This is a genomic window from Granulicella sp. L60, assembly GCF_009765825.1.
GTDB lineage: Bacteria > Acidobacteriota > Terriglobia > Terriglobales > Acidobacteriaceae > Edaphobacter.
Map to the genome: position 1 here is coordinate 91,394 of NZ_LMUR01000011.1, position 15,845 is coordinate 107,238.

General features: G+C 54.7%; 10 protein-coding genes. 1 reads left to right on the forward strand and 9 read right to left on the reverse strand.

The genetic code is table 11. The features are described 5' to 3' along the window. The first annotated feature begins 10 nt into the window (after positions 1–10). A complete protein-coding gene (locus GSQ82_RS06740) occupies positions 11–5,359 on the forward strand; it encodes a hypothetical protein (RefSeq protein ID WP_158791510.1) in 5,349 nt (1,782 codons plus the stop codon). 93 nt (positions 5,360–5,452) lie between these two features. Here GSQ82_RS06740 and mobF read toward each other — a convergent pair whose 3' ends face one another. From mobF to GSQ82_RS06785, 9 genes are all read right to left on the reverse strand, one after another. Next, entirely contained in the window at positions 5,453–8,143 is a 2,691-nt protein-coding gene (gene mobF / locus GSQ82_RS06745) for a MobF family relaxase (protein ID WP_158791512.1), read from the reverse strand. 2 nt (positions 8,144–8,145) lie between these two features. Then, a complete protein-coding gene (locus GSQ82_RS06750) occupies positions 8,146–9,951 on the reverse strand; it encodes a type IV secretion system DNA-binding domain-containing protein (protein WP_254061473.1) in 1,806 nt (601 codons plus the stop codon). Positions 9,952–10,187: 236 nt separating this feature from the next. After that, the gene (locus GSQ82_RS06755) at positions 10,188–10,406 is read right to left on the reverse strand and encodes a helix-turn-helix domain-containing protein (protein WP_158791516.1); all 219 of its coding nucleotides are present in this window, start codon (positions 10,404–10,406) and stop codon (positions 10,188–10,190) included. Positions 10,407–10,470: 64 nt separating this feature from the next. Then, on the reverse strand, positions 10,471–10,998 hold the full coding sequence (locus tag GSQ82_RS06760; protein ID WP_158791518.1) for a hypothetical protein: 528 nt from the start codon (positions 10,996–10,998) through the stop codon (positions 10,471–10,473). Positions 10,999–11,130: 132 nt separating this feature from the next. Continuing rightward, positions 11,131–11,760, reverse strand: coding sequence for a hypothetical protein (locus GSQ82_RS06765; RefSeq protein ID WP_158791520.1), 630 nt, complete (start codon positions 11,758–11,760; stop codon positions 11,131–11,133). A 168-nt stretch (positions 11,761–11,928) separates the two neighbouring features. Beyond that, positions 11,929–12,333: a DUF4118 domain-containing protein gene (locus GSQ82_RS25605; protein ID WP_158791522.1), complete on the reverse strand. Its 405-nt coding sequence runs from the start codon at positions 12,331–12,333 to the stop codon at positions 11,929–11,931. Between the two features lie 383 nt (positions 12,334–12,716). Then, positions 12,717–13,148, reverse strand: coding sequence for a hypothetical protein (locus GSQ82_RS06775; protein ID WP_158791524.1), 432 nt, complete (start codon positions 13,146–13,148; stop codon positions 12,717–12,719). Between the two features lie 44 nt (positions 13,149–13,192). Next, positions 13,193–14,719 carry an ATP-binding protein gene (locus GSQ82_RS06780; RefSeq protein ID WP_158791526.1) on the reverse strand — a complete coding sequence of 509 codons (1,527 nt, stop codon included), beginning with the start codon at positions 14,717–14,719 and terminating at the stop codon, positions 13,193–13,195. Between the two features lie 90 nt (positions 14,720–14,809). Continuing rightward, positions 14,810–15,634 carry an alpha/beta fold hydrolase gene (locus tag GSQ82_RS06785; RefSeq protein WP_158791528.1) on the reverse strand — a complete coding sequence of 275 codons (825 nt, stop codon included), beginning with the start codon at positions 15,632–15,634 and terminating at the stop codon, positions 14,810–14,812. Between the last annotated feature and the right edge of the window lie 211 nt (positions 15,635–15,845).

The window sequence follows — 15,845 nt, forward strand, 5'->3', positions numbered from 1 at the left end:
TGAGAACGATATGGATAAAACTCCTCCCAAGAAACCGCCTCAACCGAAGAGTAGAACGAAGAGTAGTGTTCGCCCAAAAACAGGCGCTGCTAAGCGCTCTTTAGTTAACGCTTCGCCGTCGAAGTCTATTGCCGCCAAGAAGCCAGCGAAAAGCGCTGCAAAGAAGCTCGCGAAGATCAAATCCACGGGCGGCTATGGATTCGGTTTTGAAGACAAGGTTGCCGGCCAGTTCTTAATAAGGATGTTGGATGGTGCTGAACCATTGAACATCAAAGGGGCTCAAATTCAGCGATTGAGTTTCCAGGTCGCAGCGAGCGGGTGGGTTCTGGACGATCAGCTCCTCGAACTTCGAAACGATGCTGGCCCCCTCTACTGTTCAGTCTCGGTGAAGAGTGCCGCTTATCTGACAAAAGGTGGATTCAAGAGCGAATTTGTAGCCGACTCTTGGGCACAATGGTTTAAAGGAGGCCCCTTTGATCCGCAACGTGATTTTATGGCGCTTGCGGTTGGTCATCTCGCCGATGCCCCTTCGATTGCGTGGGAGGATATCGAGCGCCGCATTATCGACGGCGATCCACAGCATCTCGCCGATCAGCTCACGTCTACCGGCAGCTCTTCTGGCATAGAACGCAAGATTTTCAAGAGCCTCGGTGCGACACAGAAACAATCCCCTGACATCGACGTTGCTCGATTGCTAAAAAGGCTGCGCGTACGTCACTTGAGCGGATCAATTGATGTCACTGCCGCGAAAGAATGTACATCACTCCTCAAATTCGAGAAACCCGCCATCGGCAAAGATCTTTGGAAGGACCTCCTGAGTATCGCTTCGAAACTTCGGATGTCAGGCGGAACGATCACTGTTGCAGAACTGCTCAACGATCTGCGAAGTAAATATCAACTGAAGGACCACCCAAACTTCAGGGCGTCTTGGCAAGGCACGAATCTAAACTCACGGTCAAACTGCGAATCCGTTCATTCTGTCGCGGGAGCCGACACTTCAGTCTCCTTCTCGGAAGCCGATGTTGAGCTGCTTGCGAATGCTAAAGCTGGACACGTCTTAGCTATCGTTGGGGATTCTGGAACCGGAAAGTCGTCTCTGCTGAAGTCTTATGTGACACCTCGGCTTGAGGATGTGAATCTCATCTGGCTGTCTCAAGACGAAATCGACAAACCGAATCAGAACCTTGTCGCGGCGTCATTAGGGATAGAAGAGCACCTTCCGGCGCTGATCGCACACTCCACGAAACCGGTTTTGCTCATCTTGGATGCCGCCGAACAATTCTCTCCGTTGGCGTTGCAACGTGTATCTGAGATAGCGACTGCTCTAACGATCGCTCCCAATATCGAATATAGAGTGCTGCTTACAACCCAACCATCGCATTGGGCGCGAATTCGCTTGGAAGTGTCTTCATGGAATACGCAGGGAGTCCAAGAGTTGCTATTTACTGGAGCTCCATTCGAAAACGTCTTCGCAGCGGTCGCTCTAGACTCCGCTGCCCTTGCGCTTTTAGTACGGCCTGAGCTGCGACGAGTTCTGACCAATCTTGCGACGCTCGACCAAGTTCTGAAAGTCACCGCGGTCCAATCGACAGCTCCGACCAAAGGGTGGATCGGAGAAACCGAAATCATTGATTGGATCTGGACATCCTGGTCAGGAACAGATTCTTTGCAGTATCAGCGGGCAGGCCTAATACAACTGCTCGGCGAGCAAGACGCACTATACGGCCCGGTGATTCCGATGGCCAGAATCCCCTTCGAAGTCAAAGGCGTGCTTGCAGATTCTAAAGTAAGATCTCTGGCCACCACCAATTCGCATGGAGTCCGCTTCAGCCACGAGGTAGTGGGCGATTGGGCACGCTATCACTCCCTAAAAGGACACGGATCTGACCGCCCGACAAAGATACTGGAATACGTTAAAAGCCCGCGATGGATGCGAGCCATTCGACTCTATTCGCAGTCGCTCCTTGAACAGAATGAAGGCCTTTCGGAATGGGAAAAGGAGTTCGGAGCGTTTGGTTCAGGTGACAGTGACAACCAGATTGCGGCAGACGTGTTCTCCGATAGCCTCCTGCTCGCTACCAACTCACTTGAACTGCTGACAAGAGTATGGCCTTCATTGATCGCCAACGAAGGAGCCCGGCTCAAGCGATTGCTGAAGCGAATTCTAGTTGTTGGTACGATTGAGTTGCCTTCCAATAAGGACTTTGGAGACGAGTTCGGTGATGCTGTCTCAATTCTGATGCGCTTTCCGATTTCCGCCTATTGGGACGGATTGTTGCAAGCTCTGTCGCTGAAACATGAAGAGGTTGCGCGGTATTGCGTCGAAGAGGCTGGTGAGCTGTGTGCGTTTTATCTCCGCACGGTACCGCCAGGCTTCGGTCGCCGTACGCTGGTTTCACGAATTGCCCTGAGTCTGGGCAAGCAAGCAAACAAAAATGCAACGGAGGACGGACGATACTCTTACGGCCACGGAGTCTCCCAAGTCGTCTTCGAGTCTTTACTGCGTGCGGCTCAGGAACTACCAGACGAAATCGACAACCTTGCTTTGATCTTTGCAGAGCGGAAGCCCGTCATCGAAGCAGAACAAAAAACCACCAAGCTCGTCTATTCGACGGGGCTCTCAAGACGTATGTTCGGACGGAGGCGCAAACCTTGGCCTGATGGACCGAAGCGTCGCGTGGACGAACACTTTCGAGACGCGGTTCTTAAGACCGATGCATTACAACCTCTCATGCGCTCTAGGCCTGCGATTGCGCAAGAAGTTGTCCTGGCTGTTTGCATCGAGGAACCACAAGACGAAGATGACTACAATAGTTCGCTCAGACTCGATGAGGGTGGCTTCGCCTTCTGGCACAACCATCTGCCGGCGATGTATTTCACCGGCCCATGGTTGATTTTCCTCAGAACCTCTCCGACTTTCGCTCTTAAGACAATTATTCGCTTAGTAGACTTCGCTACGGACAGGTGGTTGCAGGGTTATCAGGCCTTTTCTAGGACTTCGGACAAACCAGCCTACAGAATTCTGTTCAATGGATTCGAAAAAGAGTTCATCGGAGACGGCAACGTGTACAACTGGCACAGTTACATGAGTGACCGTTCCGTCGTCGTTGAAAGTGCTCTGATGGCAATAGAAAAATGGTTTTATGAGCGCCTCGACAAGAAAGAGGACATCTCAAAGGAACTGCATCAGCTCCTTACGGAATCGAAGTCTGCCGCCATTCTCGGTCTGCTCGTAGAAATTGGTCTATATAGCCTTGTTTTATTTGAAGGGCCACTGCTGCCTCTTTTTTCAAATGTGGATCTCTTCATGACGCAACGATCAGCCGTTATGAACACAAGCTGGTCCTTCATGTTTGGGATCACCTGGGGGCGTTACGGTAAGAAGATAAGCGATGAAGTTCGTGCGTGGTACGAAATGCCGCATCGCCGCTACAGTCTGATGGAAGTCGCCCGCAGGTGCCTGATATTCCACCCTACCCTAGCTCCTCACATCGAGAGATTCCGCGAAGCTTGGGAAAAAGAGGCCGAAGAATTCAAGGGAGAAGACGGGTCTTGGCCGTCCACAACAGAGTACCTGTTTGCTCAGTTTACGAAGAGCAACTACGTTACCCGCAATCTGGGTAATGGCCAGGTGGAAGTGGAATTGGTATTGAGCAAGGCGCTACAACAACGTCTCGATAGTGAGAGGAAACGTCCCGAACTAAGTCTCACAGCGTTCGGTCTGATCGGACGGGCAAGGAAAGCAATCGACCAAGGGGAGCACATCTCTCCCGACGAAGCACTTGCCACTTACGCACAGTTGCAAAAGATCATGGGTTCCGAGATGCGAGACGGTACCTTTGAGATCTACCGGCCAGATGCCGTTGCGGCGGGGATTGCGTTATTGATAACTGCAACCGGTGACTTTATGGCCCATCATCCCGACATCGAATCCTTCTGCATCACCAATTTGCTGCAAGCCGCTGCAGAAGAAGTGATCTCAGATGATTTTGATTCTCCGAACTCGGTCACGGATGACGCTGATCTCTTTTTAGGCGAGGCCGCTTTACACCTCATCAAAGAAAAGAAAGGAACTCCAGAGCTCTGGCGGGTCCTGTTGCGGAGTGTATTCGGTTATCGCTATGAAACGACAGAAAAGATCCTGCGAAAGGCGTATGCTTATCGCTCGATCAGCGAGATTCGCTTCTATGAGCTTTCCACCTCTCTGTTTCTCTGGGCAGTCGTTCGAGGGCCCGCATCCGCATTGAGTCATCGAAACGACGTACGTGGGCTTCAACGATATCAAGACCTTATGACAAGAAGATTCCTCCGCGGCTATTTCAAGTCTCGGGAATATACCGCTGAGTTTTTGCTCAGCTTGAACAATCGTTTCGCCAGAAAGACCCTAGTCGGTACTCCGAACTGGGAATGGCATGAGCAGCGGGTTGGGCTATTGGCTGCAAACTCCTCTATGATCGGCAATCGAGAGCGGCTGCACCGACACGAAACCTACATGGATACCGAGGTACTGTGTCATGGCTTTGGTTTCCTTTGCCTGTTCGAAGGCCTTCGTTCAGACGATGCTCCACAGCTTAGAAAGTATTTTCAGCTTCTCTTGGATCTGGAACTGAGTGTTCTTCCGAACTCGCCGCAGGCCGATACTGCAGAATTTCAGAATCAGTATCAATTCGACGATTGGATGATGCCGGTGGCGGCTATCTACTATGCCACCCTGCCAAGAGCTGACGCTCTGCAAACAGTCGCAGAGCCCATCATGTCTCTCGGCGCAGGTGCCCACTACTGGATTTCCGATTTTCTGCAGGCTTTCCTGAGATACGCGCCGGGCCTATGCTCGTCGGACACCGAATTGGCGGATCGGTGGCGAGCTTTGATAAAGTTTGCCTCGACATCCCCGCGATGGGACTACGACAAAGTTGGGCTCCGTTATTACCTGGAGCAACTGTATCGCGATCTTCTTGGGATTAGCGGCCATCCCTCCCGAGCCGCTGCCGCTGAACTAGCGGGAGCCTTGGCCATCCTTCGCCCAGAGCTGGAAGAGTGGTGTGACAGATGGCTCAAGGACGCTGATTTCAGTGCGCCTTTTGCCAGGTTCATAGGTTCGGTCGCGGCAGCGGATATGTTTGCTTTCGGCCTTGCAAGGTTGGCGGGAGTCCTGCCCGAAATCGACAAGCGGAACCGGCGCAAGACCGAACTAGATGAGGCGTTACTCGTCGTTGTGCAGCAGGCTTGGAAAAGCCATCGTGTTCTGGTCCGGAATCCGGGATCCGCAAGCGATGCGTTTCGGAGAATTGTATCCTACCTAACTGCGCAGCTCTTGCCACAGGCCATTGATCTGCAATCAAAGATTGCCCTGGAGTAGAGACAGAAGAGCCGACCTGCACCTATCTCCGGCTCCAAGTGGTAGTGCCGCTCTGATCATGGCATGTATTCAAGTCCGACAACAGCGGAGCCCTTAATTCATGCCCAAATCGAGCGCTGAAGTCTTGCTGACATCATGGCTCAGGTTACGTGTGAGAGTGGCCGCGTCATTCGTGTAAATCTGAGCGTCCATAGAAGCCCTCGATACTGCGACATAAGCAAAGCGTGTATTGATGAGATCTGAGTGAACATGGCTATCAATGTTCACCAAGACGCGCTCCGCGGTGAGTCCTTGCGAACTGTGGCTAGTCACGGCGTAGCCGTGATCGAAGTGCCGCATCTGGTTAGCATCGAAGCTAACCGCTTTGCCGTTGTCCATCTTTACGGAGAGTTGGCCGTCTTTGTCGATGCGTTGCACGGTGCCGAGGTCGCGGTTGGCAACGCCTAACTCTTTGGACGGCGCGGTAAAGCTCAAACGGTCGCCAACGGCAAACTCCCGTTCCCACTCGCGGTAGACGGTCACGCCGTATAAGCGTGCAGGATTGTAAGTGGCCATTGTTCCGTCTCCTTTCTGAACGGTCAGCAGATTGTCTTTGGGGTGGGTAGCTATGACCTTTGTATAGCTTTGTTTTTCAATACCGATGTCCTGACTGCCGCGCGGATAGTAGAGTACGTCATCCACGGCATAGCGAGCGGCCCAGGTGCGGTCGGCTCCCGTCATATCAGAACGGGGAGCGAGTATGCGCATCACGTGGTCCTCCGAGGCGACCGTGCCAAGGGCTTGCAATTCGGAACGCACGACCTGATTGATCTGACGACGCGAGGCGTTATCGGGAGAGACGACGATGGTGTTGTCCGGATTGGCAGAGTAGCTTCGTGCAATCGCCGCGGTACGCTGCTGCGCATCGGCAATCTCCGTAACGCGCCCCTGTTGTTCTAACAGGGTGACACCCTCTGCGACTTCGCCGCGCGACAGATGCTCGACCGCTTTCAGCAGCTCCGGGGCTGCTCGTTGACGCACGATCTGGTCAAGCTGGGTGGTCTTCATCCCGGCATTGACCAACTGCTCGAAGGGTTTGCCCGCTTCGACGCCCTGATGCTGGCGGGTGTCCCCGATGAACAACACGCGGTCGCTGGATTCGAGTTTGGCGAGGAAGTCACGCACCTGTTTGGTGCTGGCGAGACTGGATTCATCGAGCATGTAGAGATGACGGTCGGGGTCGGGCTGGCCGCGACGGACGAGGAAGCCCTGTAGGGTGTCGGCAGAGATACCGGCGTCACGGAGCTGGTTCGCGGCGCGGGAGGTCGGGGCGAAGCCTTCGACGAGATAGCCGCGTTTTTCGGCTGCTTCACGCACCGATTTCAAAAGGGTTGTTTTCCCGACACCTGCCCGTCCCTCCAGCCCTTGCACGACATCGCGAGAGGTCAGAATCTCCTCGGCGGCAGACCGCTGTCCGGCATTGAGATGCTGCAGCTTTTCGGTATGGGCGACGGCAGCTTGTATAGGCATGATCTGCTCGGCGCGCCCCTGCCCCTGTTGCATCCGGCGCAGGATTTCTTTCTCGGCGCGGATCGTTTCGGCGGTCGTGAAGCTCCGGCCTGAGTCGTGCTTCTGTCCGGGTACAAGCTGGAACTCCCCGGCTGCGACACGCTCCTCGAACCTAGCGCGCACTTCCGAGTACGTTGTTTCACTCATACCGCGTCGCAAGGCATCGCGGTAAAGCTCGCGTTCGTCGGTGACGGCCTCGCGCTCAAAGCTGCGGTCGCGGGCATAGGTGACAGCCTGCCGCGCCACCTGTTGCGAACTCTCCCGGTCATGCTCGGGCGCATATTCCTGGCTACGCCTCCGTGCGTCCGTTACAACTTTGTCGGCCTGGTTACCGAACTCGGCGGCGATCTGCCGATGAGCGGCCAGTACCTCAGCGGGCGAATGAATCTCCTTGCGGTCACGGGTAGAGTGCGCGGCGATCTGCGCCGCCTCCGGTCCCTGATAGCCGGTCTTTTCCAGATGCTCGCGTATCTGCTGGCTGCGCGGGCTGGAGGCGTCAAGGTACTCCTGTGAGTAGCCTTTGATCTCCGGTGCGCCACTACGTCCCGGTTCAATTTCGTAGCCGAGATTGCGGAGGCGATAGGTCAGTTCCGATTGATATACGGCAGTGGCAAACTGCTGTGACTCGAACAGGCCGCGCTCCTGCAAGGCCCGCGTCTGTCCGTTCTCACGCACGGCGACATTGAAGATGACGGCGTGGGTGTGGAGTTGCGGCGCGGCGTAGCCGTCCACGGGGCGCGCGGTGTCATGCTCGAACTTCGCGGCGATGAACTCGCCGGTGGTTTCGGCGGCGTGGTTGCCGCCGATGCGGGCTTGCGTGTACCTCTCCAACTCGCTCAAAGCGACGTTCACCGCTTCCCGGTGTGCGTCCCTCACCCGGTCATCCCCACCGACGAGTGCGGTGAGTGAAACCGACTTGGGCGCGGAGAATGTGGCGTCCCAACCGGCACGATGTTCTACCGGCGCGACTGTCTTCCCGTCCGCGCCTTCGTACTCCTGGACGACGCGATGACGCACAAGCTGCTCGGCGGTATGAGGGTGTTGGCCGTCCGCGAGCCGCGCAAAGTGTTCCTCGCTCACGGCACCTGCGAGGTCAAATTTTTTAGCCAGCTTGCCATGCCACTCGCCCAAAGTCCGGTCGTCTTGCTTCCAATAGTTCTGTTCGGCAGACGTGAACTCCCTGGCGTGGTATGTCTGCGCCTGCGATGCGGAGAGCGGTTTGGAGATCGTCAACATAGTTAATCTCCCAACGAGAATCCTGTCTCGACCGGCTCGTCTTCGCTATCGCCGTGAACGGTGGTTGCCGATATGCCAGCCGACTTCGGCGACTTCTTCGTGAGGGTTTTTGGGTCGAAGGTAAGGTCATCGTCGTCCAGCGGACACGGCACGAACGCGGGCTGGGTGGCCGGGATGTCGTGATAAGCAAATGAGAATCTGGCGACCATGTTTCCCAGCTTTAAGAAAGCGTGCCTGTCAGGGAGTCCGGAGATTTCCGAGTCCAGTACCAAGGGTTCGACCTGGCGCTCGATGCTGAAATTATTGCCCGCCCGCAGCCCAGTGGAGTGCGTCTCCCGCAGCCGCTCGATCTCAACCTTGCCAATGGCGTTTGACACCCACTCGGCGGCCTTGGGCTCCGTGATTTTCAGGAATATCTTGGTGGCTGGCTGTGACAGCATGACCTCAGCGAGATGACCGTAAATCATCTCAAGCTGTGCCTTGCCTTGGAAGCCAAGGATAAGAGGGTTTTTCGCCTTTCTGTTTTCGGTGATCGCGGTATGAAGTTGCGGGAGACGTTGCAGACTTGCCAGCTCGTCCAGCACGAACCAGACGGGATGCTGGCTCTCTTTCGGCTCGTTCAAGAGACGCAATACGAGCAGGTCGATCCATAGGCTGTGAAGCGGACGCAGGGCCTCGCGTTCGCTTGGCTTCGATGTAAGGAAGATCCATCCTTTGCGTTCTTCCGCCCATTCGGTCGCAGTCCAATGACTCGCGGCCTTCTCTTTCCGCGGAAGCATTCGCAGGCTATCGGCGATCAAACCGAGTGAGGCCAGGACGCCGTTGCGCTGCTGCTGCGCTCCCTTCGCAATCATCATCGCCATCTCCGTGTTCTGGACGCGGCGGTCGATCTCGTCGGGGTTCGCCATCCACTCCACCAACTCCTGCGGCGATGGGCCGAAGGTCAGCAGATGGGCGAAGATTTTCTGCGGGGTCTCAGTGAAAAATTCGCCTTTCTTGTCCGTTGTCGGTTGGTACAAGGACGCGGCAATGGCCCTGGCTTCGGCGCGGCGGCGCAACTCCTCCGATGGCCCCCAATAGGGGCAGCGTGCATCGAGAGGATTCAAAATGATGTCGCCGCGACTGGGGTCATAGAATCGCTGCACGAACTCGCAGGCAGGGTCATACACGATGGCAGAATGGCCGCGTTCCTTAATCTGTACGAGGAGCTGCATAACCAGTCTCGACTTGCCCGCGCCAGTATCGCCCATGATCTCGATGTGCTGTCCTTCGGCGCGTTGCGGGATACGCATGAGGTGTTTCGACTCGGTGGTTTTGAACCCGACGCCATCGCCTCGGACGGCTTTATTGAAGCCGTTCGGAGAGACCAAGACCGGCCCTTTCAAGAGCCGCCCGTACTTCATCTCTTTGAGCCGTTGAATATCTCTACGGACGGCGAACGGGAGCTGGAAAAAAAAGGCGACAAGCCCTGATAAGAGGGGAAGACGGAAGATGGCCGCGAATGTATCTCCGTCGTAAACGAAGCGCCGCAGGTAGTCGTGAAGGGGCTGATTCATGTAACCGACCTTCGCTCCCCGATATAGAAAAACAACCCCTGCGGCACGAGCAGCCGGGGAGAGTGCAAGTGGAATCGGCTTGCCGATCGGCTGTGGCGTGGAACCTGGCTGCACATCGGCCTCGGTAACAGGCCGGACGTGATGCTGGCGGTCGGCTACCGTCACAAGCTGATACTCGCTGCTCTGGTGCATCGTGCCGAGGAAGCCCGTTTCGAAATAGCAGGAGAGATAGTAGCGTTGCAGCGGGCTCATCGCGAACCCTATCCTGCCGCGCATTGATTTCGGAGCGAAGGTTCTCAACCTCCCGTTTTACAGCGGCCTTCGTGGGGAATTGTTCTACATCTCCGATGGTCTTTTTGCGCTGGACTCGGCTTCCGTCTGCCTGCAACTCACGCCAGCGGTATACCCAAACATCAAGGTGGCCTTTGGCGCGTGGTACACGTTCGATCGATCCTTCTTGGTAACGAGTGGTGGACATTTGATCTCCATCACTCGACGGGCTGGCAGCTTGATTTTACTTGCTGCGCGGCCCATGCGGTCAAGTCGACGGCGCGGAACCGCCAGTGTTTGCCGAGACGGAGGGCGGGAAGCTGTGAGAGCCGAGCCATTTTGATGACGGTCTTTTCATGGATTCCGAGGTAGGTTGCGGCATCGGCAGGATGCCATAGAGGTTCGAAGCAGTTTGGGGTGCTGTATACGGCGTCCATGAGAGTCAATACCCAAGGCCCAACCGGTCCCAGCGGTATTGAATTTCAAAATTGCTCTGAGGCTTCATCCACAGATAAATTCAGATGTGACTTTCAGCTCTGCTATCCACTCCAACAAAACGGAGACCGAAGCGGCTGGCTTTGATTTTAGAAGCATCTCAGAGGTGCGGAGAGCGGTGGACAAGAGATAGAGGGAACCGATCCTTTGCGCGGCTTCAGCACTCAGACGATTCCGGTGGCCGTAGAAGTTTCTGAAAACTGGAAGGTCAACGAAGACACGCTGTCCCATAGAAAAGGCCGCCTGCATCTGTCCGTACTGTGAACAGTTCGTAATTCGACACACTTCCAGAAGCACGTTAGGGTCATGCCAAGGTGGTTCATCCCGCCGAGACCATTCACCGGCGCTGTTCGGCGTTGCATATCTATTGAATCTCACAATCGCTTTTCTGATAGCATCGTTGGTCGACATGCCCGAAGGCGCAACGGAGATAGTTATTCGACTTTCCGTCTTCGCATTTATGACGCAAGAAAGATAGAAAGCTTTTGAGAACTGCGCCCAAGCGTTCAAGGTTTCAATCGTGACAAAAGCCACAATGGGGTCGCGCTCGTGCGGAGGAAGTACTTGTGTAACAGAAAGTCTCCGCTCAAGTCGCTCAAGTCTTGCGACGAAGGTCGATCGAAGCTTAAGTAGATTCTTGCAGCGATTCATTGTTGACGTGGCAGATCAAGGAAGCAGAGCGGGTTCCAGGGCTTTTGATAACCATGTGAAGCGTATACGACGCTGTTCAATCCGATTAGTCGCCTTGGCACAGGCAGCCACATAGTGAGCGAACGCAGGAAAAGCTGCCGGTTCATCAAGAGCTGAAGACAACGCGGTCAGGTTGGGCAAAGCAAAGCCACGGTCTATCTGAAGACGAGCTAGCCGAGGATAGTCAGTGTCCAGAGAAGCTAGTGGGTTTTGGGCGTGAGTAACCGCTAGAAGGAGACTGTAGAAATTGTATGACTTCATCAGCGATGATTCGCGAATCTCAGGCCAGCCCACGATGAGATTCATCGCATCGGTGAGTCTGGTCGCAAATTGTTTCGCCTCTGGAAACGCGGCTTCGTGATCGGTATAAAACTTATCTAGACTCGTGTCCGAAGCACTCCTAATGCCTGCCAGGAATGTGTAAAAGATGTCTGAAAGCAGCGATGCGTCTGCCATCCGGCTCAATTGCTTTTCTTTGAATACCCCGAGCTGTTTCAGCGCATCCGCATATCGCTCAGTCATCTCGACTATGAACCACTTGAGTTCGCCTTGATGTGTAGCGTGTCGCTTTTCTTGCGGGTTTAGAGGCACCGTATATGAATTCATCCTGCGGAATACTTGGCGGATATCCTCCGGCGTCGCTCCGACAAAAAGGTCAACGGTAAGTGGCCGGAATTGCAGAGAGCGTAATTCAGGAGTCCATTCGCGGCGGAAAAAAGCTTACGGAGCTCCAGTTGGAGGCCGATTCAGGCCCGTTTTGATCGTTACTTTAAGTCAAGACAACAGTGGAAACGGTCCCAATGCAACCGGCTTTGCCGCGGGGGGGGCCAAAATCTCCAAATTGCAACGCCGCATTTTGAGTTGTCTCAGGCATCCACATACCCAATTCTGCGGGTCCGTGATCGTCAGCGTCAGAATCGGAGGAAGAAAAAAGAAATTATAACCGAGCATTGCGACAACGGATGCCGCGAGGGCCGGTCTGCTCCCCATGTGAATGGCTGTAAAAAGTACACCAAGCAGCAGGGCGAATCCGATGGTTGTTGTATTGACCCTGCCCTCGAGAGGGGCCAGCAGGAGCACAAGAAGAGCAAGGCAGATGCTCGATGCCAGGGTACGTCTCATCACGCTTTTAGAAAGGAATGATTGGATACTACTGAAGATCATGATGGACTGCGGCATACTGATCTCAGTTTAGTGGAAGATCATCCACGTTACACACCTTTCCAGCGCGTAGCTGAGTCGATGCAGCGGCTCTCATATGACTTTTATATGGACTTTTTTCGACCTCCTAATTCGATTTTGAAGTGTAATCACTTTGGCTCGAAAGGTGGTGGTTCAGGTGGTGACGATGTCTACTGGGATTGCGGTGTTATCGCTTGTCATAGGCCTGGGGATAGTTTTCTTTTTGTGGGTGCTCTACCATTTCATGCAAGAGAGCAGGAATCCAAAATCTCACGAAGAAATTCATGCCCAGGTGAATCGATCATTAGAGAACCTTGGTCCAGAGGATCGTAGGTCATTGTCCCGATCTGTTGTGCTTACGGCACTGCTTCTCAGAAGCCTCATTCCTCACTGAGACTGAGATACCGTTCCATACTGTCAAGGCGGGCTCGGCCTTTTTCGGAGCCGTCTGTTAGCTTCTGAAGGTTCTGGAATAGCTCGGGAAGGCTGTTTCTTTGCCGGAAGTCTTCGATATAACGGCGTATCTTGGCGAACTGGAAGTACATTTCGGGACAGGCATCATAGACGAGATCTTCCTCGAGGGCTCCGTGAAGAACCATGGTGGCGACCATATCCCAGTATCCGTAAACTTGCAGAACATAAGCTGTCTGTTGATCGGCTGCAGCCATCACGATAAGAAAATCTTCCAAAGAGCGAGGTGAGAACTTTCCGCCCACGTAACTTCGTGCGGAACGCATCACGGGTTCTCTCCGGAGTTCATACAGTCTGACAATCAGGTCCGCCTGTCGGATTGCTGTATCTGTAACTTTCATATTGTCTCCTTGTCAGTCTTGAGCTTCATAAGAAGTGCGAAACGTTAGTAGATTTGTGGCCGATCAAGCGGAAGCTGGACCTGAAAGCAGGTAGCCTGCGGAGCCGATTGCATCGAGATTGATCCGAAGTGCTTACTTACGATTCGTCGGGCTGTATCCAGACCGAGGCCAAGACCTTGCCCGAGAGGTTTGGTTGTGAAGAATGGCTCAAAGATGCGTGAGGAAAGTACAGGATCGATTTCCGTACCGTCATCCCAAATCTCGACGAAGGCCATCTCTCCCTTCAGCCTGGAACTTACTTTTAGAGTGCCCCGGCCCTTCGTGGCGTCGATGGCGTTTTCTATCAGAGCTGTCCATACTTGACTAAGTTCTGCACCGTAGGCGGTAATCGTCGTCAGAGACGAATCGTAATCTCGTAAGACCACCATGTCATGCATTCGCGGATGAAGGAGTGCCAGAGTGTTCTCCACCGATTGAACCAGGTCAATCTCCTGAATTGGAGCCTGGTCCATATAGGAGTAGTCCTTGATCGCGCTTATGATGCTGAAGATTCGCCCTGATGAATCAGAGATCGCAGCGACCATGCTGCGGCTGTCCAGCGAAGTTGCGAAGCTTGTAAGAGCGGCTGGCAGGCTTGCAGGACTGATCAAAGAGGCCAACTCATCGAGCTGGTCGATCCGCATCTTCGCTTCTGCGAGTGCTGGCGCCACGGACCAGGCGGCGGTAACCTGATGCTTCTCCAGCCAGTCGATGAACTCGTCCTCACGGTCGTTGTCCAACAAGGAGCCTTCAGCATCCGTGCCTGCGGGAACTTCTTTCTTGATTGCCTCTAAGGATCTCGCGGTCCACTCGATATAACTTGCCAGCTCTTCGTCGGAGCGGAAGAGACGGCCCAAGCTACACAACTCCTTGATCCGGTCGATCTTCGATGACAAGCTGAATGCAGCTCGCTGGGCCGCAGCCGCGGGATTGTTCAGTTCGTGGGAGAGGTTAGCGGCCAGCTTACCCAAGGCTATGAGCTTTTCCGCCTGTAGATCGGCGCGGCTGAAGTCTCGCACTCGATCGAGCAAGATTGACACACAAAGCTGAGCCAGTGAAGGTATCGCGAGAAGCATAGCGGGGAATTCGTCCTCGTGGAAATCGAGTATCCAGAGGGAACCTGAGCTGGAACCCTCTGCGCCCCAGGACGTCATCCGGGAGAACGGGAGCTTCCCGGTGATCTGACCCGTGCGGCCGATGAACAGGCTGATTGAGCCTGAATTGCGGCGGTGGACGTAGATTTCTCCTTTGAGGATGATGTTGAGATGGTGAGCAGGCTCGCCTTGTCGGAAGACGATGACCCGGTTCTCTGCGACTCGCTCACGACCGTGCGAGGCGAGCCAGTGATATTCGTGGTCGGCGAGCCCGTGAAGCGCGTCAATGCTGCGAAGCGCTGCAATGATATCGGGTATTGACGTAGGATTCGTTGGCGCAACCGCGCTCAGCAGATTGCTCGCAGGGATTGCCGACCCGGGGAGATCTTCAGACGCGCTCGAAGTTTCGTCACTCGAGTCTTCGATTTGACTGGCCATATGCCTCCTTCTCATTGCAATCTAATGGTAGCTAGGTACTCGGCGAACCAAAGGGGAAAGAGTACCTCTGACTCGCCGAGCAATTTGCGTTTACGACTTTATGAATTCGAGAAGATCGGCATTGATCTGGTCTGCATGCGTGGTCGGCATCCCATGCGGCAGACCTTTGTAGACCTTCAACGTGCCGTTCTTCAAGAGTTTGGCGGCCAGCGGGCCTGAGTCGGCGAACGGCACGATCTGGTCGTCCTCGCTATGCATTACCAACACCGGAACAGTGATCTTTTTGAGGTCTTCGGTGAGGTCGGTCTCCGACAAAGCTTTGATGCAGTCATATTGGGCCTTGGTGCCACCCATCATTCCCTGGCGCCACCAGTTATCGATCACCCCTTGCGAAACCTTCGCGCCGGGGCGATTGAAACCGTAAAAGGGGCCCTCGGGGACATCGCGGTAGAACTGAGCGCGGTTAGCCATGCCGGCGCGAAAGCCATCGAAGAACTCGATGGGCAGGCCACCCGGATTTGACGCTGACTTAATCATGACCGGAGTGATGGCGCTGATCAGGACTGCCTTGGCGACGCGACCGCCGCCTCCGTACTGGGCGACATAGCGTGCCACTTCGCCGCCGCCGGTCGAGTGGCCGACGTGGATCGCGTCTTTCAGATCGAGATGCTCTACCAGGGCGGCGCTGTCGGCCGCATAGGTGTCCATGTCGTTGCCGAGATCGGTCTGGGTCGACCGGCCATGGCCACGACGGTCATGCGCGATGACGCGGTATCCGCGCAGTCGGAAGAAAAGCATCTGGCTGTCCCAATCGTCCGCGCTGAGCGGCCAGCCGTGGTGGAACACGATCGGCTGACCTGTTCCCCAATCCTTGTAGTAGATCTCTGTACCGTCTTTCACTGTGATGCTGCTCATGAGTCATTCTCCTGTCGGGTTGTGTGCTCTTGTTCGTTAATAGCCGGATACATAATTCTCTACCGTCGCTATAGTGAACGCCGGGTGAGTTGACGATAACAGGGACTGATGGAACGTGGCTTAGGATCCGATCTTCGGTTCAGTCCTCGGAAACGCGCGTAGCGGAAGTGACGGGAATAACCTTTTTGTTGTTCGATGAGTGACTCGGCCT

Excerpts from the sequence above, each read along its gene's own strand:
- GSQ82_RS06740 (WP_158791510.1), top strand. The coding sequence starts at position 11 with ATGGATAAAACTCCTCCCAAGAAACCGCCTCAACCGAAGAGTAGAACG.
- mobF (WP_158791512.1), bottom strand. The coding sequence starts at position 8,143 with ATGTTGACGATCTCCAAACCGCTCTCCGCATCGCAGGCGCAGACATAC.
- GSQ82_RS06750 (WP_254061473.1), bottom strand. The coding sequence starts at position 9,951 with ATGAGCCCGCTGCAACGCTACTATCTCTCCTGCTATTTCGAAACGGGC.
- GSQ82_RS06755 (WP_158791516.1), bottom strand. The coding sequence starts at position 10,406 with ATGGACGCCGTATACAGCACCCCAAACTGCTTCGAACCTCTATGGCAT.
- GSQ82_RS06765 (WP_158791520.1), bottom strand. The coding sequence starts at position 11,760 with ATGAATTCATATACGGTGCCTCTAAACCCGCAAGAAAAGCGACACGCT.
- GSQ82_RS25605 (WP_158791522.1), bottom strand. The coding sequence starts at position 12,333 with ATGCCGCAGTCCATCATGATCTTCAGTAGTATCCAATCATTCCTTTCT.
- GSQ82_RS06775 (WP_158791524.1), bottom strand. The coding sequence starts at position 13,148 with ATGAAAGTTACAGATACAGCAATCCGACAGGCGGACCTGATTGTCAGA.
- GSQ82_RS06780 (WP_158791526.1), bottom strand. The coding sequence starts at position 14,719 with ATGGCCAGTCAAATCGAAGACTCGAGTGACGAAACTTCGAGCGCGTCT.
- GSQ82_RS06785 (WP_158791528.1), bottom strand. The coding sequence starts at position 15,634 with ATGAGCAGCATCACAGTGAAAGACGGTACAGAGATCTACTACAAGGAT.